The organism is Frondihabitans sp. GW821-FHT04F02 (assembly GCF_059420045.1).
The window spans coordinates 92627-109856 of sequence record NZ_JBWKSZ010000001.1; the positions used below are offsets into that span (position 1 = coordinate 92627).

16 protein-coding genes and 1 pseudogene are annotated in these 17230 nt (G+C 65.8%); 8 read left to right on the forward strand and 9 right to left on the reverse strand.

Annotated features, from left to right (window positions below; translation table 11 throughout):
• Positions 1–27: 27 nt before the first annotated feature.
• On the reverse strand, positions 28–1407 hold the full coding sequence (locus AC07TY_RS00475; RefSeq protein WP_494784000.1) for a GH1 family beta-glucosidase: 1380 nt from the start codon (positions 1405–1407) through the stop codon (positions 28–30).
• 124 nt (positions 1408–1531) lie between these two features.
• On the opposite strand from AC07TY_RS00475, the gene AC07TY_RS00480 reads away from it, so the two are divergent.
• Both AC07TY_RS00480 and AC07TY_RS00485 read left to right on the forward strand, forming a co-directional pair.
• Positions 1532–2173 carry a TetR/AcrR family transcriptional regulator gene (locus AC07TY_RS00480; protein ID WP_494784001.1) on the forward strand — a complete coding sequence of 214 codons (642 nt, stop codon included), beginning with the start codon at positions 1532–1534 and terminating at the stop codon, positions 2171–2173.
• 120 nt (positions 2174–2293) lie between these two features.
• Positions 2294–6187: a carbohydrate-binding protein gene (locus AC07TY_RS00485; protein ID WP_494784002.1), complete on the forward strand. Its 3894-nt coding sequence runs from the start codon at positions 2294–2296 to the stop codon at positions 6185–6187.
• 621 nt (positions 6188–6808) lie between these two features.
• Here AC07TY_RS00485 and AC07TY_RS00490 read toward each other — a convergent pair.
• A pseudogene (locus tag AC07TY_RS00490) lies at positions 6809–7093 on the reverse strand (ATP-binding protein); the annotation flags it as partial.
• A gap of 193 nt (positions 7094–7286) precedes the next feature.
• Between AC07TY_RS00490 and AC07TY_RS00495 the strand changes: the two are divergent.
• Positions 7287–8138, forward strand: coding sequence for a hypothetical protein (locus AC07TY_RS00495; RefSeq protein ID WP_494784003.1), 852 nt, complete (start codon positions 7287–7289; stop codon positions 8136–8138).
• Between the two features lie 203 nt (positions 8139–8341).
• Here the strand turns inward: AC07TY_RS00495 and AC07TY_RS00500 are convergent, their stop codons facing one another.
• Positions 8342–9199, reverse strand: a complete 858-nt coding sequence (locus tag AC07TY_RS00500; protein ID WP_494784004.1) for a helix-turn-helix transcriptional regulator — start codon at positions 9197–9199, stop codon at positions 8342–8344.
• An 85-nt stretch (positions 9200–9284) separates the two neighbouring features.
• On the opposite strand from AC07TY_RS00500, the gene AC07TY_RS00505 reads away from it, so the two are divergent.
• Positions 9285–10070 (forward strand): SDR family NAD(P)-dependent oxidoreductase, encoded by a 786-nt coding sequence (locus AC07TY_RS00505; protein ID WP_494784005.1) that lies wholly within the window; start codon positions 9285–9287, stop codon positions 10068–10070.
• Positions 10071–10484: 414 nt separating this feature from the next.
• Here the strand turns inward: AC07TY_RS00505 and AC07TY_RS00510 are convergent, their stop codons facing one another.
• Both AC07TY_RS00510 and AC07TY_RS00515 read right to left on the reverse strand, forming a co-directional pair.
• Positions 10485–11345 (reverse strand): hypothetical protein, encoded by an 861-nt coding sequence (locus tag AC07TY_RS00510; RefSeq protein ID WP_494784006.1) that lies wholly within the window; start codon positions 11343–11345, stop codon positions 10485–10487.
• Positions 11346–11425: 80 nt separating this feature from the next.
• Positions 11426–12304, reverse strand: a complete 879-nt coding sequence (locus tag AC07TY_RS00515) for an SDR family NAD(P)-dependent oxidoreductase (protein WP_056261575.1) — start codon at positions 12302–12304, stop codon at positions 11426–11428.
• A 51-nt stretch (positions 12305–12355) separates the two neighbouring features.
• Here AC07TY_RS00515 and AC07TY_RS00520 point away from each other — a divergent pair, with 51 nt between their 5' ends.
• Complete coding sequence (locus tag AC07TY_RS00520) at positions 12356–12982, forward strand: TetR/AcrR family transcriptional regulator (protein ID WP_056261578.1); 627 nt, start codon at positions 12356–12358, stop codon at positions 12980–12982.
• A 95-nt stretch (positions 12983–13077) separates the two neighbouring features.
• On the opposite strand, the gene AC07TY_RS00525 is transcribed toward AC07TY_RS00520, so the two are convergent.
• Genes AC07TY_RS00525 through AC07TY_RS00540 form a run of 4 tightly spaced genes read right to left on the reverse strand, consistent with a single transcriptional unit; the run spans position 13078 to position 14965 of the window.
• The gene (locus AC07TY_RS00525) at positions 13078–13284 is read right to left on the reverse strand and encodes a tautomerase family protein (RefSeq protein WP_043594869.1); all 207 of its coding nucleotides are present in this window, start codon (positions 13282–13284) and stop codon (positions 13078–13080) included.
• A 38-nt stretch (positions 13285–13322) separates the two neighbouring features.
• Positions 13323–14009, reverse strand: coding sequence for an SDR family NAD(P)-dependent oxidoreductase (locus tag AC07TY_RS00530; protein ID WP_494784007.1), 687 nt, complete (start codon positions 14007–14009; stop codon positions 13323–13325).
• A gap of 12 nt (positions 14010–14021) precedes the next feature.
• The gene (locus AC07TY_RS00535) at positions 14022–14225 is read right to left on the reverse strand and encodes a hypothetical protein (RefSeq protein ID WP_494784008.1); all 204 of its coding nucleotides are present in this window, start codon (positions 14223–14225) and stop codon (positions 14022–14024) included.
• Positions 14225–14965, reverse strand: coding sequence for an SDR family oxidoreductase (locus AC07TY_RS00540; RefSeq protein ID WP_494784009.1), 741 nt, complete (start codon positions 14963–14965; stop codon positions 14225–14227). Before AC07TY_RS00540 ends, AC07TY_RS00535 begins: the two co-directional genes overlap by 1 nt.
• A 96-nt stretch (positions 14966–15061) precedes the next feature.
• Between AC07TY_RS00540 and AC07TY_RS00545 the strand changes: the two genes are divergently transcribed.
• From AC07TY_RS00545 to AC07TY_RS00555, 3 genes are all read left to right on the forward strand, one after another.
• Positions 15062–15778 carry a TetR/AcrR family transcriptional regulator gene (locus AC07TY_RS00545; RefSeq protein ID WP_494784010.1) on the forward strand — a complete coding sequence of 239 codons (717 nt, stop codon included), beginning with the start codon at positions 15062–15064 and terminating at the stop codon, positions 15776–15778.
• A complete protein-coding gene (locus AC07TY_RS00550; RefSeq protein WP_494784011.1) occupies positions 15775–16275 on the forward strand; it encodes a VanZ family protein in 501 nt (166 codons plus the stop codon). Before AC07TY_RS00545 ends, AC07TY_RS00550 begins: the two co-directional genes overlap by 4 nt.
• Before the next feature lie 596 nt (positions 16276–16871).
• Positions 16872–17144, forward strand: a complete 273-nt coding sequence (locus AC07TY_RS00555) for a hypothetical protein (protein WP_494784012.1) — start codon at positions 16872–16874, stop codon at positions 17142–17144.
• Positions 17145–17230 lie beyond the last annotated feature (86 nt).

A 17230-nucleotide genomic window follows, 5' to 3' on the forward strand; every position in this document is an offset into this window, starting at 1 on the left:
GGATGGTGGTGCGGTGAGTGGGGTGCTTCAGGCGGTGAGGGGGGCGACGGCTGTTTGGATGTGATGGGCTGTGATGGTGTCGGAGTAGAACTGCGCGGAGTCTTTGGGGGTCCGGGCTTGGGTCCCGAAGTCGACGAAGACGAGGCCGAAGCGTTTGTCGTACCCCTCGGCCCATTCGTAGTTGTCAAGGAATGACCACGCGAAGTAGCCGGCGACGTCGACTCCCAGGGCGGCGGCGGCGTCGATGGCTTCCAGATACCCAGCGAGGTAGGAGATGCGCTCTGGGTCGTGGACGTGGCCGTCGGGGGTGACGTAGTCATTGAAGGAGGCGCCGTTCTCCGTGATGTACACCGGAAGGGAGGTATATCTCTGCTGCACGAGCTGCAGCACCCGTGTGAGGGCGGTGGGGGTGATGGACCACCCGAACGAGGTGTGGTTCGTACCGGTGGGTGTCTCGGCTGCTCGGGCGGGACCGCCCGAGGGATCGGTGGTGACGGCAACCTGCTGGTAGTGGTTCACCCCGACGAAGTCGAGAGGTGCGGCGATGATCTCCAGATCCCCGTCCATGACGACGTCCGCGAGACCATAGGGATCGAGGAGTTGGTGGACGCGCTCCGGATAGCGGCCCTGGAAGACCGGAGCGAGAAAGAGGTCGTGATTGACCGTGTCGACGCGGGCGACGGCCTCGATGTCAGCAGCGTTCGATGCATCGGCGGGCACCAGATCGGCCACGATGTTCGTCACTCCGATGCGTGTGCTTTTGTCTTGAGCGCGGAGGGCCTCGGTTGCGAGGCCGTGGGCCAGGTTCAGGTGGTGCGCTGCGGAGACAGAGGAGGTGAAGTTCTTCCGTCCCGGCGCATGGACGCCGAGGCCATAGCCGAGGAATGACGCGCACCAGGGTTCGTTGATCGTGATCCAGTCGTCGACGAGATCCCCGAGCGCTTCGGCAACCCCCTGGGTGTATTCGGCAAACAGGTAGGCAGTGTCGCGATTCGTCCACCCGCCTGCGTCTTCCAGCTCCTGGGGGAGGTCCCAGTGATACAGGGTGACGAACGGGCGGATGTGGCGCTCGTGCAGCCCCTCGAGAAGGTCCCGGTACCAGGCGATCGCTTCGGAACTCAAGGCGCCGCGGCCACCGGGTTGCAGACGGGGCCAGGACAGAGACAGCCGATAGGCCGGGATGTTCATTTCCGCCATGAGGTCCAAATCCGAGGACCAGCGGTTCCGATGGTCGCAGGCGACGTCGCCGGTGTCGCCGTGTCGCGTCTGGCCAGGCGTGTGGCCGAAGGTGTCCCAGATGCTCGGCGTGCGGCCGTCGGCGGCCGGTGCGCCTTCAATCTGGAACGCGGATGTCGCCACACCCCAAACAAACTGATCAGGAAGGTGGGGCAGGTGAATGGGCGTCATTGTCGGATCTCGCATCCGTGAAAGGTGTGGGGGACGGGTTGGTGCAGGACAGCATGACACACTTACTAACAGCACGGTAAGTCTTTTTTTCCGGCTACACTCGTGGAATCCGAGGGAGTCCACGATGCCCGCACAAAAAACCTGGCCAGCATCACCGTCCTCCGGCGCTGCCAAGGCCACACGTCCGCAGAAACGATCCGGCCAGAAGCGGGCCGATATCCTCCAGGCCGCCATGGCGGTGTTCGGCGAACACGGTTATGCCAACGGATCGCTGAGTGACATCGCCGAACGGGTCGGGATGACCCACGCCGGTGTCCTTCACCACTTCGGATCCAAGGAGCAGCTCCTCATCGCCCTCCTGGAGTATCGCGACGACGCGGACGTCGCCGAACTCGAGGGACATCACGCTCCCCGAGGAGCAGCGCTCCTCGATCACCTCGTCGATACGACGGCGACCAACGAGCAGCGACCGGGAATCATCCAGGCCTACACCGTGCTGCTCGGGGAATCCGTGACCGACAGTCATCCGGGCAAGTCGTTTTTCGCCGGCCGGTACATCGGCCTGCGCGACATGATCAGCTCAGCGGTCGCCGACGCGACCCACCTCGAGGGCGACGACCCTCGCGTCAGCCAGGCCGCCTCAGCGATCATCGCGACCATGGATGGTCTCCAGACGCAATGGCTACTCAACGGAGACGCGGTCGACATGAGAGCCTCGGTGCGGATGACGATCGACGCCATCACGACCCACCTCCGCGGCGCCTGACCTCAACCTCCCGACGCCCCGCCGCGGGCATCGTTATCGTTTTGTTACTCAGTTACTAACCAGTAAGTAATTACGCTTGCGTCAATCCCGCGGATCACGGCGGGCTCAATGAGGAGCAAAATGAAACCACGGACCCTGATCGCGCTTACAGCGATCGCTGCGCTGGCAGGCGGGGGCCTGACAAGCGCCGGACTTGCCTCGAGCCGGGCGGTCGCAGCCGATTCCGGCACTTCCGTCGCGGTCACCTCGACATCCCTGGCAGGTGACCGTCTCACGTCGAAGACCGCGCTGTCGTTCGCATCCCTCGGGACGGCCGTTCCGGACGTTCGAGTCGACGCGAGCCGGCAGTTCCAAGCCATCGACGGATTCGGCGCCACGTTCAACGAAGCCGGATGGGACACGCTGAACAAGTCCAGCGTCAGCGCATCCCAACGCACCGCCGTGATGAACCAGCTCTTCAACCCGTCCTCCGGCGCCGGATTCTCCATCGCTCGGACGCCGATCGGCTCCGACGACTTCTCTCTATCGCACTACTCCTACGACGAAACTGCGAACGACTTCTCGCTCGCCAACTTCTCCACGGCCCACGACCAGCAGTATTTGATCCCGTACATCAAGGCGGCCCAGACGGCCGCCGGTGGCTCGTTCCGACTGATGGCCTCACCCTGGACAGCCCCGTCGTGGCTGAAGAACAACAAGTCCCTCCTCGGCCAGCCCGGAGACCCGACAGTGGTCACCCCCGCAACCGATGCCCGCTTCTACCAGGCCTACGCCGACTACTTCAAGGCCTTCATCGCCGCCTACAAGCAGCAGGGCATCGACGTCACCGACGTGTCCGTGCAGAACGAACCGGAAAACCCGGCCTCGTTCGAGGCGACCACCTGGACCGACACGCAGATGGCTCAGTTCGTCGGCAGCTACCTCGGCCCCGACCTCACGGGCACCGGTACCAAAATTCGCGTCTACGAGCACAATCAAGACCACTGGTACTACCCCGCGAACGTGCTCAACGACGCCACCGTGAAGCCCTACGCCTCTGGCGCGGACTTCCACCCCTACGAGTGCGACTTCGGGCAAAATTATTGCGACGACGCGAACCTTGACCTCTTCAATCAGGCGGCCCCCGGCTACTCCACGTGGATGAGCGAGCACACCGACCTCGGTCAGGCCGAACCGACCAACTACATCCGTGACGAGAAGTGGTCCAAGGAGATCGTCAAGCAGATGAACCACGGGGAGGGCGCGTACATCTACTGGAACATGGTCCTGGACCAGAACGGTGGTCCCGTCACTCCACTTTCGGCTCCTCAGGAGCCGCTGGTGGAAGTTGACACCAGCGCCAGCCCGGCGACCGTGTCGTACATGCCGAAGTTCTATGAGCTCGCGCAGTTCTCCAAGTTCGTCAAGCCCGGCGCGCACCGCATCGGCGCTGAAGGGAGCCTCGCCGGAGACGACGTCGCCCAGACCGCGTTCGAGAACCCCGACGGCGCCCGAGTCCTGGTCGCCGTCAACAGTGGCCCGGCCACGTCCATGGTGGTCGGTGACGGGACCAACGGTTTCACCGCCAGCGTCGCCGCCCACTCGACAACGACCTTCACCTGGTCGGCACCAAAGGACAGCTACTCCGTAAACACCGGTTCGGCTTCGGCCTACACGGACATCGCGGGGGAGCACTTCACCAGTGATAGTTCCGTAACGGGAGGCACGAACGTCACGACGACCTCCGCTATCGCCAACACCGCTGACGACACTCTGTACCAGAGCACTCGTGACGGAGCCGCCGCCTACTCGCTGCCGCTTCCGAACGGTCGATACCGGGTTCAACTGCTACTGAGCGACAACACGTCCACAGCCTCCGGGCAACGCGTGTTCAACGTGACGGCCGAGGGGACCACGCGGCTGTCCAACGTGGACCCGTACGCCCTGGCCGGTGGGGGGAAGAAAGCGACCAGCAAGTCCATCTACCTCAATGTCACCGACGGGACCCTTAACCTCGCAACCGTCGCTGTCGCTGGCACCCCCACGGTCGCGGGCATCCGGGTGATACCGCTTCCCACGACCGGCCTCCAGCACGCATCGACCGTGACCGCCGGGCTTGCCTCCGGCTTCACGGCCGACACCGGCGTGCTTCCCGGAACTATTTTTGCCCAGGACTACAACGACGGCGGATCTGGAGTCGGGTACTCGATCGCGAATCCGCAGGCCTCCAGTGTCGCCACCGGCTACCGCTCTGACGGTACGAACATCGTCGCCACGACCGACACCACGTACGGCGGTGGGCAGAATGTCAGCGGCCTGTCGACGGGCGACAAGTTCAACTACACCGTCGACGCCGTCGCTGGCGGCAACTTCGACATCCAAGCGCGCCTCAAGTCGTCCGTGGCCACGGCTAAATACCAAGTGCTCCTGGATGGCCAGCCTCTCGGGACGGTTTCCGTCCCGAACACGAACGGTGCGTGGGCCAATGTCCCGCTCTACGGAGTCACCATTCCCGACGGTGTCCACACGCTCACCCTCGTTGTCACGACGGCTGGTTACGACTTCCGATATCTCACGGTATCCAAAGTCAACGCCATCGCGTCCGGCGCTGTCGTCGAGGCGGAAGATTTCGGAGCAGGCGGGGAAGGAGTCGGGTACCACGACACCACGGCTGGCAACAGCAACACCACGTACGCCGGCAACCCCCTCGTGGGCTACTACCGCGGCGGAGACGTTGACCTGGAGCCGGCGTCGGTAGAGACGTCACAACTGGACAACTTCGACGTGGGCAGCACTGCTGACGGCGAGTGGCTTCGGTACGACATCTACGCCGCCACCGCCGGGAACTACGACATCAGCGCACGGGTTGCGTCCGGGTACACGTCAGGAAAGATCGCCTACGCGATCGACTCCACGTCGAACATCGTCAGCCCGGCCACCCTGGGGGTTCCGAACACCGGTGGCTTCCAGACGTGGCTTTCGGAAACGCAACAGGTCCCCGTTCCACAGGGCACTCACGCGCTGTACGTCCTGGTCCAACAGGGCGGGTTCAACTTCGACCGGCTTACGATCACCCCGGCGGGTCAGGGGTGGGCCAAAACGGTCGGGTTCGGCAGTTCGTATGCTGCAGGACCGGGAGTGGCCCCGACCACCAATATCAACGCGCGTGGCTTCATCAAGAACGGTGTGGATGGGACGGTCATCGCCTGCCAGCGTTCGAGGTGGAACCAGGTGAACTACCTTGCGGACCGGTTCGGCCAGAGAGACGAGTTCTATGACGCATCCTGCCCCGGCGACATCAGCGGCAGCATCGCGAACGCGACGAACGCTGATGGAACCACCAGCTCCGTCGGGGACGAGATCGCCGAAGCCTCGGCCGGGTACCGATCCACCGCACCCGGCGCCGGAGCCCTCGGAACCGGGACGACGACCGTGACAGTCACCATCGGAGGCAACGACGTCTACGCGTCATCAGACGGCAGCTTCAGAGGTTCCGTCGTCGGGCAGATGTACGCCTGCTACCAGAAGGCCTGCTTGGACGCATCCGGAAACCCGGCGGCAACGAACTCTGACGGGACGAAGGGCCTCCGAGCAGCGGACATCACTCTCGCGGCCCTGACAACGAACTTTCGACCTATGGTGGACCAGATTCGGGCCGCGGCACCCAACGCCCGCATCCGATTCATCAGCTACCCGTCCGTTTTTGGGACCGGCACCAACGTGTCGTGCTCCGGAGGCACCGGCACCACCGCCTGGTCCTACACCGCCGCGGAAACTCAGTACCTTCAAGGGCTGCTCAACAAGCTCAGCGACACCGAGCAGACGGCACTGGACAACATCGCAGCGGCAGAGAACCTGCCGACGACGCAACTCAAACTCGTAGACATCCGCTCGGACTCCGAAGACCACGGCGTCTGTGAACCGCTGAATCAGCGGTGGATCTCGCAGCCGACGGGGGACACGGCGTCAGCTCCGATCCACCCGAACCTGTCGATGTTCGCCATCGAGGCAAAGGACGTCAGCACGTCGTTCTAATACCAAACCCCGTGATGGCGCCGGCCCAGTTGGCCGGTGCCATCACTGCGTTGGTAGTTCCGTTTACCGGATCGGTCAGGTAGGTCTTCACGAACGGACGCGTGACACGTGGTGGCGCGCCGCCCGTGCCCGGTGGACGCGCATGCCGGCCATGGTCGTCGCCCGCTGGCTATGTCAACCTAAATCGGACCCACCGGGGCAATCCAAGCCGGACCCACCGAAAGGTTCCCTGACGCTCGGGCGGAGGCCGGACCCCTGTAGGGGCTCCATGCTCTTGAGGTGCGTGGTCGACGCAGATGCACGCAGTCGAGTTTCGGGAGCCCCGAAGACGCAGTAATGTGCGAGAAAAAACTTGGGGGAACCATGGCTGATGACCACAACTTCCTGACGGAACGCGTTGGCTTCCGAGGCGGGAGAACTGGACCCCGGTGGGTCCTTGTCTCGATCGTCCTGCTCATTCTTGGGGTCTTTTTGCTGATTGGTCATCAGAACGTTGTAGGAGTCGTTGTGGGAATCGTGCTCGTGCTTGCCGCGCCCACTGTGTTCTGGGTCTTCACGACCCCAGGCCGGATCGGTCACTGAGCCGAAAAAACTTGTCGCCCTGGCATTGTCCCGGCTCGGTCAGACCCATTCCGAAGCAGAATTCGCCTTGTTGTTCCGGGTGTGCGCCAGTCGGTAGGAGTCGGTGCCTGTCTCGATGATGGTTCCGTTGAAGGTCAGCCGGTCGACGATCGCCGCGCAGAGGCGTGGATCGGTGAAGGTTTTCGTCCAGCCGGAGAACGACTCGTTTGAGGCGATCGCGATGGAGTTGTTCTCTTCTCGTTCGGTAAGGACTTGGAAGAGCAGCTCGGCGCCCCGGCGGTCGAGTTCCATGTAGCCGAGTTCGTCGATCATGAGTATTCGTATCGATCTGCGTGGTCATTACGCCCAACCTCGTAGTTAGCCGGCTTGGTGGGGCACGAACTCAGGTGTCAGACAGCCGATGGCTAGACGATCGGTGTAGCCGAGCTCGGTGTGCCCTGGCTGCGCTTGCGCTCGCTCGGGAGGGGCAGTGTGTTCATTCCTCGGCGTTTGGACTGCGATCCGGAATCATTGCGTCATGGCTGAATCGTTTCCTGCCGTCTTCAACCCCATCGCCTCCGAGATCCGGCTTGTGCACGCGCGGCTCAATCGGGCTGACGAGCACTTGCGGATGTTCCAAGAAACGTGGGACGAGTACCTAAGCACGCGGCCTCACAAGCTCCAGCACACCCCTGAAAGTGATGGGACTTTGACGGTGCGGCTGCACCGAACGAGCCCGCTCCCCGTCGAGTTGTCGGTGACCTTCGGGGAGCTGCTCTACGAGCTGCGCGCAGCACTTGACAACTGCCTCTACGCGATCGCGGTGCTCGTCTCGGGAGAGAACCCACCACCCAGCGCGGGGAGGCTGGAATGGCCGATCCGCGAAACGCCGGCAGAGTGGAAAAGCCAGGCCGGTAGGTACCGCGACCTGCCGCCGGTGATTAGGGAGGCGCTCGAGAAGGTGCAGCCCTACCAGGCCCAGCTACCGGGGTGGAACAGCCTGGCGATCCTGCACGAGCTCGCGCGGGTGGACCGGCACCGATCCATGCACGGTCTGGGGCTGTACCTCTCTCAACTGCGCATGAAGGCCGACCTTCGCTACATCGAAGTCCTCGATCAGGGGCGGCCAGGCATCATTGGTGATGGTGACCCGATCGTGAGCCTGCACCTAGCTGAAGGTTTCATCCTTGCTCCCGACAATTTCGATCTGAGGGTCGAGTTCGATGTCGACGTGACGAACGTGACAGAGAGCGTCGGCCCCTCGGGACAGCCCGGCCGCCCTTGGGGCTCGCTCGACAAGCGCCTGCGCACCCTTGTCCTGGTGACGCGGCAGTACACGACGGAACTCCTTGAAATCGCCGCGGATCACGTTCTTGGACAAACGCCATAGGCCGTATCAGCCAGTAGAGAACCCCACTTGGGAAGGCACCGAGGGCGGCCAGCGGTAACACCGCCTTGTCGTTACACACACGCCGCGCACCACTCACCGGATACGGCCGGATGTGGATCGGGGGGCGTCCGATAACCGATCGGCCATCGAGACTCGGCCGCGAAGTTCGTCGATCTCTCGAAGCCTCAGCTTGGATGGGCCGTTCAGGTGCCCTGCGGCTCGACGAGGGTCTCGGAGCCGATGACTTCCAGCAAGGCGAGGTTCTCAGCGTCTCGGGAGCCCGCTGGTGCGGTGTAGAGCACGAGGTGTTGGTCCCATTCGGTGATGGCGAGGGAATCGCAGTTGACGGTGATCGGCCCGGCCGGTGTGCGGCGGAAGGTCTTCTGCAGGGGCGGTGGCGTTTGGACGTCGTGTCGCTCCCAGAGTCGTCCGAACTCTGCGCTGCCGGCGTGGAGGTCGTCGATGAGTTCGCGGACGCTCGGGTCTGATGGGTAGACGGCCTGGGCACTGCGGAGTTGAGTCACGACACCCTCCCGGAATGCGACCTCGTCGGAGATGCCGTAGATCTCCTCTGACGGTTGCCCATCGTGGAGGAATGTCTTCCTCGCGAGGTTGCGATCGCGAGGCGCGAGCTGGGCGAAGTCTTCCATGAGAGCTGCCGCCAGGTCGTTCCAGGCGAGCACCTCGAAGGTGGCCGAGAGGACGATCCCGGCGGTGTGGGGGAGCCGTTCGAGCAGGGTCAGGATGCTCGGACGTACGTCCCGACTGTGCAGTCCCGTCGGAGTGGGGGCGGTGCCGGCCAGCCGGTGCAGGTGGTCGGACTCCTCGGGGGTGAGACGCAGTGCGCCCGCGATGCCTGCGAGGACGACGTCTGAGGGCCGAGGCGCACGGCCCTGTTCGAGTCGGGCGTAGTACTCGGTCGAGACGTGGGCGAGGACGGCGACCTCCTCACGCCGAAGACCTGGAGTCCTCCGCCGAGACCCGGACGAGAGGCCGACGTCTTCGGGGCGGAGACGCTCGCGGCGACTCCGGAGAAAAGCTGCGAGCTCACCCTTGTCCATGCCGCCATTCTCCGCCCGGTCAGGCCGCGGACCCTCGTACCGTTTGTGCCTGGATGCGGATTCCCGAGGCGAAGACGCTCATCACATGACGAACAACAACGAGAACACGCCGGTCGGCCTGCTGACCGGGAAGGTCATCTTCATCACCGGAGCCAGCCGCGGCATCGGCGCCGCAGCGGGCCGTCTCTTCGCTCGCGAGGGGGCATCCGTAGTGCTGGCAGCCCGCAGCACGGGGGCGCTCGATGCCCTCGTCGACGAGATCCGCACCCAGGGCGGCACGGCTGACGCCGTCGCGATGGACCTGGCCGACAAAGCCAGCATCCGCGCTGCCATCGATCGCGTCGAGGAACTCCATGGGCGCCTTGACGGGGCATTCAACAACGGCGGCGTGAATCAGCAGGAGACCGGTCCGCTCGACACCACGTCTGACGACGACATCGACGAGCAATTCGCCGTCAACTTCCGCGCACACTGGGTCGCGATGGTCGCCGAAGCAACTCTCATGCGGAAGTCCGGCGGCGGCGCGATCGTGAACACCTCCAGCATCGGCAGTCGACGTGCCGTGCCGCCCCTGCCGGCGTACGGGGCCATGAAGCGGGCACTGAACAGCATCACGGAGACCGCCGCGGTCACCTGGGCTGCCGAAGGCATTCGGGTGAACGGCCTGATGCCCGGTGGAACCGCGACCGAGATGATGGACGAATGGGAGAAGAGGACCCCGGGGATCATCGAGGCGAACAACGCAGCTAGCCCCATCGGCCGCATGGCAACCGCTCTCGAAGTCGCGGAGGTCGCGGGGTTCTTTCTCAGTGATCGCGCCTCGGCGGTGACGGGCGCCATCGTGCCCGTCGACGGCGGCGCTGGCGCCTGAGACAGGGACGCGCACCTGTCAGATGCAGCCCGCGGCCGAGGCCTTCCGCCACCATCATCGCCAGCGCGACGAACGACGCCGGGTACACCAGTGCAGCGCCGGACGAGGACCCGCTCCGCTCGATGGTGAGGGCTGCAGGCCCTCTCGGCTCGCGAACGGCCCCGATCGATGACGTTGCTGACGCATTCGAGTTCTTCACCGGGGCGCTCGCTCGGTGGGTAAGTGGTCGTCAGCCTTTCGTTAGCGCTGGTCAGAACTCGTGTCATCACCCGGCCATGAGATCGTCGGCGAGCTACGAGTCCACCATGTGTCAGACAGCCGATGGTCCTGAGAGACCTGGCGGGGAGACTCAGTGTTCGTCGAGCAGCACCTCGACTCCGTCCGTGCCGCGTAACGTTCTACCCGGTTCTGGCGCTACCTGTGCGGGTGGCGTCTGCGCACGGCGATGATCGTGAAGCTCATCGCAGCCAGAACGACGGTGACCCCGATTGCCGTGACGGTGATGGCGTCGGGGTGGATGACCGACTGTCCCCGCAACGCCTGCCACAGGGCGATCGCGGTGACGGCGGCGTACGTCGCTCCGGCCACGACGACGGTGCGGAGCCGATCGGCCTCACCGAGCACCCGGGGGAGCGCGATCGCGAGGATCGGCAGCACCTGTAGTGCGTGCATGCCGATGAAGTGCGACACGCGGAGATCTCCGTGGGCGGTGTTCCAGCCGAGGAAGAAGATGCCGCCGGTCGCGTCGTCACCGCCCACGGAGTGGGAGCCGTAGGTCGACGATGTCGGGTCGGCCAGCTGGGCCGCGGTGGGGATCACCATGAGGAAGCCCACGGACAGGCCGACCAGGGCGATGATCAGTCCGAGCCTCAGGGACCACGCCAGCGCCCTGTCCTCGATCCGGGAGAACATGGCCAGGAAGGCTCCGATGACCAGTGTCGCGCAGTACATGAGGGTGACCCCACCGGCCATGAGCTGGTAGAAGAGCTGGTTCGTCGGAGTCGAGACGTTGAAGTGGCTTCCCACGCCGCGAACCACTTGGATCGAGATGACGACGATCTCCAGGAGGGACGCCGCTGCGCCGATGGTTCCGGCCCACCGACCGATCCGACGCAGGACAGGCCGCTGCACCATCGAGAGCATCCACGCAAGGGTGATCGCGTAGAGCGCGAGGGAGATCGAGAACTTCAGAGGTTTGGCCCAGATCGGGTCGTCTGCCAATGTCCGCGGATCGAGGATCAGCCCGACGAGGCACACCACAGCCCAGAGGCACATCACTGTGGTGAAGGCGACGAGAGGTCGGTGCCATCCGCGTACAGCGGTCCAGAGTGCGCGGGGACGGTCCTGGACGAGGCTCACGGGCGGGTGCCCGCTGCTGTCATCCGCTCGGAGATCGACCAGAGTCTCGCTGCGGTCTCCGGGTTCCGTGCCTGCTTCGACTGGCTGATCACCTCGGCCCCGCCTCGCATGTGCATCATCCGCTGGGGTCCGACGAAGGTGCCGCCGGGGAGGTCGGCTGAGGCGGCGAGCAGCGACGGCAGCGCACCGTCTTCCGGCTCCTGCCCCAAGATCGGGACGAGCCGGTCCCAGAGGTTGGGGCGCTGACCGGCCGGCCGGTCGTAGATGGCTGTCTTGACCAACCCCGGGTGGGCGGCCAGCGCCCGCACTCGAGAGCCCGACGTCTGCAGCCGCCGGTCCAGCTCCGACGTGAACAGCAGGTTGGCGAGCTTGGAGTCCGCGTACGCCCGGCTCGCCTGGTACGGGCGTCGGTGCCAATCGAGGTCGTCGAGGTCGAGACGAGCCATCCGTTCCGCCTGGGACGCGACGGTGACGACGCGGTCGGTGATGTGCGGCAGGAGCAGCGTCGTCAGGAGGAAGTGCCCCAGGTGGTTCGTGCCGAACTGGAGCTCGTGACCGTCGGCCGTCCGCTGGAGGTCCTTCGACTCGACGCCTGCGTTGTTGACGAGGATGGCGATCGGTTCGTCGATCCGGTCTGCGAAGTCGGGCACCGTCTCAAGCCGCGCGAGGTCGAGTGGCAGGACGCGGTGCGTTCCCGGAGTGCCGGGGAGGGTCGCTGCCATGGCTTGCCCCTTCTCCTGATTCCGGACAGCGAGGATGATGCGTGATCCGGACTCAGCCAGGGCGACCGCGGTCGCTCGGCCGATGCCGCTGGTGCCGCCGGTGATGATGACGGTCTCGTTGGTCGGTGCTTGGCCTGCTCTGGTGTCGTCCATGCCCCCAATGTAGACACTGGCCACATTGTTGTCAACGTCTACACTGTTCGGATGGCACAGCAAGCACGCTCCTACCACCACGGGTCGCTGCGTGAAGAGCTCGTCCGCGAGGGGCGCGCGCTCCTGATCGAGGAGGGGCAACAGGCGGTGACGGTGCGAGAGCTCGCGCGCCGCGTGGGCGTCAGCCATGGTGCGCCGCTCCGTCACTTCCGTGACCGGGACGCCGTCCTCGCCGCGATCGCCGCGGACGGTTTCGACGAGCTGCGTCGCTATCTCGAGGCCGCCCGGCAGGTGGGCACCCTCGAGCGCCGGCTCACGGAGTACATCCGCGCTCATGCTCGCTTCGCGCAGCACAACGGCCCCCTGATGCAGCTGATGTTCGCGTCGACCGACGACGGCACGAATGCGGGGCGCGACCCCGAGGCGCAGTCCTCGGCCGAGCGCTTCTTCGCAGTGGGCGCGGAGCTGCTTGGGGAGAGCAGTCCGGAGTCGATGGGCCCGATGCCGTTCCTGGTCGCGGCGACGACAGAAGGCATCAGTGCCTTGGCCGCCACCGGCCGGCTTCCCGAGGATCGCGTGGACGAAGTCGTCGTCGCCGCGGTGCGGGCGCTCCTGCCGCAGATCGAGCAGCAGCTCGGAACGGCCGCCCAGGGACCGGTCACCGCCCCCGACGGGTGAACCGGGACCGACGCGCTCGAGTCGCGGCAGGCTCGGTGCCGCGAACGCGATGAGGGGCCCGGTCGCCCGGGCCCCTCATCCTGTGACATGCGGTACTAGACGCGGCCGAGCATCGCTTCGTTGAGGATGGTGCCGCCGAGCATCCAGCCGCCGTCGGCGACCTCGTCGAGGATGACGAGGGTCGTCGGGCGTGCTCGTTCTCCGTAGACGTCGACGATGGCGTCCGTGACGGCGTCCTGCAGCTTCTTCTTGGACTCAGGCGTGAGGGTGTCCGCGGGGACCTTGAGGTTGGCGAAGGGCATGGTGGTTCCTTTCGGTGGTGGCCCGGACGTTCCGGGGGTCAGAGGGCGGCGTTCGAGGGCAAGAGATCCTCGATGCCGATGCGGCGGTAGAACTCGGCACGGATGCGGTCGGTGACGGCGGACACGACTTCGCTGCCGTCGCGGGACGGGTCGACGTGCGACCGGAACGGGCGCGTCCCCTGGGGCAGACCGACCAGGCGCACGATCTCGTCGGCGACGTCCTGCACGTCGGCCTCGGGCGGCACGATCGCGGCGAGGCGGCGGGTCAGCTGGCGGCGGAGCGTGCCGTACTCGGCGTCGTGGTCGGTCACCCGCGCCTTGTCCGCCGGGGTGGTGGCGTTGGTGAAGTGGTTCGTGCCCGAGGTGAACGCCCCGGGGACGACGATCGAGCTGTCGATGCCGAAGCGGATCGTCTCGGCCGCGTAGCTCTCGGCGAGGGCGTCCATGCCGGCCTTGGCGGCGAAGTACGGGGCGAGGAACGGAGGGTGCCCGCCGCGGGTGGAGGAACTGCCCACCCATACGACGAAGCCCGAGCGCTGGGAGCGCATGTGCGGCAAGACGGCGCGGGCTACCCGGTGGCCGCCGACCACGTTGACGTCGTACAGGTACGCGAACTGTTCAGGCGTGAGAGCCTCAGCGGCACCGAAGGCCATGTGGCCGGCGTTCTGCACGACCGCGTCGATGCGGCCGTACGCCCTGATGACGGTGTCGACCGCAGCGTCCACGGATTCCTGCGACTAGACATCGAGCTCGACGGCGCCGAGCCTCAGCCCCTCACGAGAGGCGAGGTCGGCCAGGGCGTCTCGATGAGCCGAGTTCCTCCCGTCAATGGCGCGCATGCCCGCTGCGACGACGTGGCCTGCGCGTGCCCGCGATTCTGCCGTGAGTCGACCGAATCCTGTCGAGGCGCCGGTGACGAGGATGACCAGTGGCGCCGTCATCAGACCATGCCGCCGTTGACACGGATGGTCTGGCCGTTCACCCAGCGCCCGTCCGGCCCTGCAAGGAACGCCACCACGCCGGCGATGTCCTCCGGGGTGCCGAGGCGCTCGAGCGGCGGGACCTTGGCCAGGGCGTCGATCTGCTCCTGCGTCTTCCCGTCGAGGAAAAGCTCCGTCGCGGTCGGGCCAGGAGCGACGACGTTCACCGTGACGTCCCGGCCACGGAGCTCCTTCGCCAGGATCAGTGCCATGCCCTCGACCGCGCTCTTGCTCGCGACGTAGGCGCCGTAAGTGGGGAACTGCGTTCCGACGACGGATGTTGACATGCCGACGAAGGCACCCCCGGAGCGCAGTCGACGTGCTGCCTGCTGTGCGACGACGAAGGTGCCGCGGACGTTCGTCCTGTGCAGGGCGTCGAGGGCGTCGAGGTCCTGCTCGGCGATGGTCGACAAGCCGAGGCGTCCGGCCGAGTGCACCACGACGTCGACGCCCCCGAAGTCGTTCGCGACCCTGTCGAAGATCGCCGCCACGGCGTGCTCGTCGGCGACGTCGGCCTGCACGGCGACGGCATGGCCGCCGGCGCTCGTGATCTCGTCGAGGGTCGCGGCGGCCGCGGCACCCCCGCTGGCTGATGCGAGGACGATGGTGAACCCGTCACGGGAGAGTCGGGTGGAGATGGCGCGGCCGATGCCGCGGGAGCCACCCGTGACGACGGCGACGCGCTGCGGTTCGTTGCTCATGCTGTGCCTTTCGTTGCTATCGGTCAACAGTTTCGTCGATATGCTCTGACTATCACAGATACGACACGCGATAGCAAGTGGCCTAGGCTGGGGGCCATGATCCGATCCGACGACGACCTCCGGAGCGCGCTGCTCGCGGCGGCCGAGGAACAACTGGTCGCCGCGTCCGATGGCGAGATCGCCACACGAGCGGTCTGTGAGGCTGTCGGTGTGACCCAGCCGGTGCTGTATCGGCTGTTCGGCGACAAGCGGGGACTCCTCGACGCCCTGGCCGAGACGGGCCTGCAGCGCTACGCCGCCCGCAAGGCCGAGCTCGAGGCCACCGACGACCCGGCGGCGGACCTGCGCCGCGGGTGGGGTGACCACCTCGACTTCGCGAGGGAGAACCCCGCCCTCTATCGCCTGATGTTCGCGCCGCGACCCTGGGCGGGCGGTCGCGCAGCGGACGGTGTGAGGGCGCTGCTCGAGCGGACGCTCTCTCGGTGCGCGGCCGCGGGGCTTCTCCGTCTCGAAGTCGACGTCGCATCGGGGATGATCTTGGCGGCCAACGTCGGGCTCGCCCTCGACGAGATGACGACCGTGCGTCCCGCGCGACGGGCGAATGCGGTCGCCGACGCGCTCCGCGACGCCGTCCTCGGTGCCGTCCTCGTCGCGGGTTACCCGCCGGCGTCGTTCGACTCTGCCACAGCCGCCCGGCGGCAGCTCCGTGCGCAGCTCGCCGAGGGAGGGCCCGGCGCCCTCCTCCCCGAAGAGTCCGCGCTCATGAACGTCTGGCTCACGCGCCTCGACCGAGAAAGCGACGGCCCCCGGTGATCTCCACGTTCCTCGTCGAACACGCGCCCCTCGTCCGCATCGGCTTCTGGATCGCCGTCGCGACCGCCACCCTGCTCGCCTGGGGCCTGCACCGGCTCCGGCTCCGGCGTGTCCTCCTCGGCCTCTCGGCTGTCACACTCGCCGCGGTGCTCGTCCTGACCCTGCTGCCCGACGGATCTCGGCCCGGCGGCGTTACCTGCACCGTGCAGTTCAGCGTCCCGTTCCAGGGCATCGACACGCTCGCCAACGTCGCGATGCTGCTGCCGCTCGTGCTCTTCCTCGGGACGGCGACGAACCGGCCGCTCACCGTCCTCACTGGTGCGGTCGCCCTCTCCGCCGTCATCGAAGTCGTACAGGCCCTCGCGCCGGTCCTCGGTCGCCGGTGCGACACGAACGACTGGTTCATGAACACCGTCGGAGCGGTCCTGGGGGCTGTCGTCGCCCTGGTCATCTGCGCGCTCGAGCGGCACCGTAGGGCCACCGCTTCGTTGGGATGAGTTGCTATTCGCCAGCGGTGCACCCGACCAGTGGCCTACATGCCTACTGGCGATCTGGGCGCGATCTGTACGGGCTCATCGGCCACGGTGAGGATGGTGGTCTTTTCTCTCTAGGTGGGGACGCTCGATGTATTTAGGAGCTACGGCGGCGGCTCCATGAAGGTGCCCGATAGAGGATCGACTATTGGACCCGTTTTCGAACAGCTTCGACGCAAGAAAAACCATTTAGGGAGTATCTAGGGGAATCCCTTCGCCCAGGGATGCACGAATGAGCGAGTTGAGCTGTCGCAGATACGCGACCGACTCCTCAGTGGCTGTATTCGCGTCTCTGCTAATTCCACCAGTGTCTTCGACCAGACGTCGTCTCATGCTCGCCAAGACCGCGGCTGCATCATCCATCAGAAAACTGCTTTCGAAGCCGCTGACAATCCCGAGGAGGGCCATCAGGTCCTGACGGCTGAGGGGGCTAGGTGGACGGTCATTTCTCATGGATCAGAGAATCGTCTGTTGGGCACGCCGTCGCAATGAGAAGGGCTCAATGCCGGGCGTCCGGTTGGCGATCGCCTATCGGACGCGCGGGACGGGAGAATCGACGCATGACACCGCCTCCCGCCAACCTGTCCTGGATCGGCTTCACCAAGGAGCAACACGACCTCCTGGAATCGCTGCACTTCATCGGCAACAACGGGTGGGACCGCAACGGGCAGACCGACGAGATGCTGCCCAGCCTCCTCGACCGCGCGGCGGCCGCGGGCCTGTCGCTAGCTCGCATCAAGGAGGCCATGTCGGCCGTGGGCCACACGCGCGACGAGCTGCACCAGCTCGACCGGTGGGAGTCCAAGCGAACCACCGGCCGATTCGGCCGCTGAGCCCCCATCGACCCGGCCCCGTCACCAGTGACGGAGGGTCCTCATACGCTCCCGCCGTGGGTGTTCAGGGATCAGGTGGGGCAGCG

Coding starts and splice junctions, on each gene's coding strand:
- AC07TY_RS00480 (WP_494784001.1), top strand. CDS start 1,532: ATGCCCGCACAAAAAACCTGGCCAGCATCACCGTCCTCCGGCGCTGCC.
- AC07TY_RS00545 (WP_494784010.1), top strand. CDS start 15,062: ATGATCCGATCCGACGACGACCTCCGGAGCGCGCTGCTCGCGGCGGCC.
- AC07TY_RS00485 (WP_494784002.1), top strand. CDS start 2,294: ATGAAACCACGGACCCTGATCGCGCTTACAGCGATCGCTGCGCTGGCA.
- AC07TY_RS00515 (WP_056261575.1), bottom strand. CDS start 12,304: ATGGACGACACCAGAGCAGGCCAAGCACCGACCAACGAGACCGTCATC.
- AC07TY_RS00540 (WP_494784009.1), bottom strand. CDS start 14,965: ATGAGCAACGAACCGCAGCGCGTCGCCGTCGTCACGGGTGGCTCCCGC.
- AC07TY_RS00555 (WP_494784012.1), top strand. CDS start 16,872: ATGACACCGCCTCCCGCCAACCTGTCCTGGATCGGCTTCACCAAGGAG.
- AC07TY_RS00525 (WP_043594869.1), bottom strand. CDS start 13,284: ATGCCCTTCGCCAACCTCAAGGTCCCCGCGGACACCCTCACGCCTGAG.
- AC07TY_RS00510 (WP_494784006.1), bottom strand. CDS start 11,345: ATGTGCCTCTGGGCTGTGGTGTGCCTCGTCGGGCTGATCCTCGATCCG.
- AC07TY_RS00500 (WP_494784004.1), bottom strand. CDS start 9,199: ATGGACAAGGGTGAGCTCGCAGCTTTTCTCCGGAGTCGCCGCGAGCGT.
- AC07TY_RS00475 (WP_494784000.1), bottom strand. CDS start 1,407: ATGACGCCCATTCACCTGCCCCACCTTCCTGATCAGTTTGTTTGGGGT.
- AC07TY_RS00535 (WP_494784008.1), bottom strand. CDS start 14,225: ATGACGGCGCCACTGGTCATCCTCGTCACCGGCGCCTCGACAGGATTC.
- AC07TY_RS00520 (WP_056261578.1), top strand. CDS start 12,356: ATGGCACAGCAAGCACGCTCCTACCACCACGGGTCGCTGCGTGAAGAG.
- AC07TY_RS00495 (WP_494784003.1), top strand. CDS start 7,287: ATGGCTGAATCGTTTCCTGCCGTCTTCAACCCCATCGCCTCCGAGATC.
- AC07TY_RS00505 (WP_494784005.1), top strand. CDS start 9,285: ATGACGAACAACAACGAGAACACGCCGGTCGGCCTGCTGACCGGGAAG.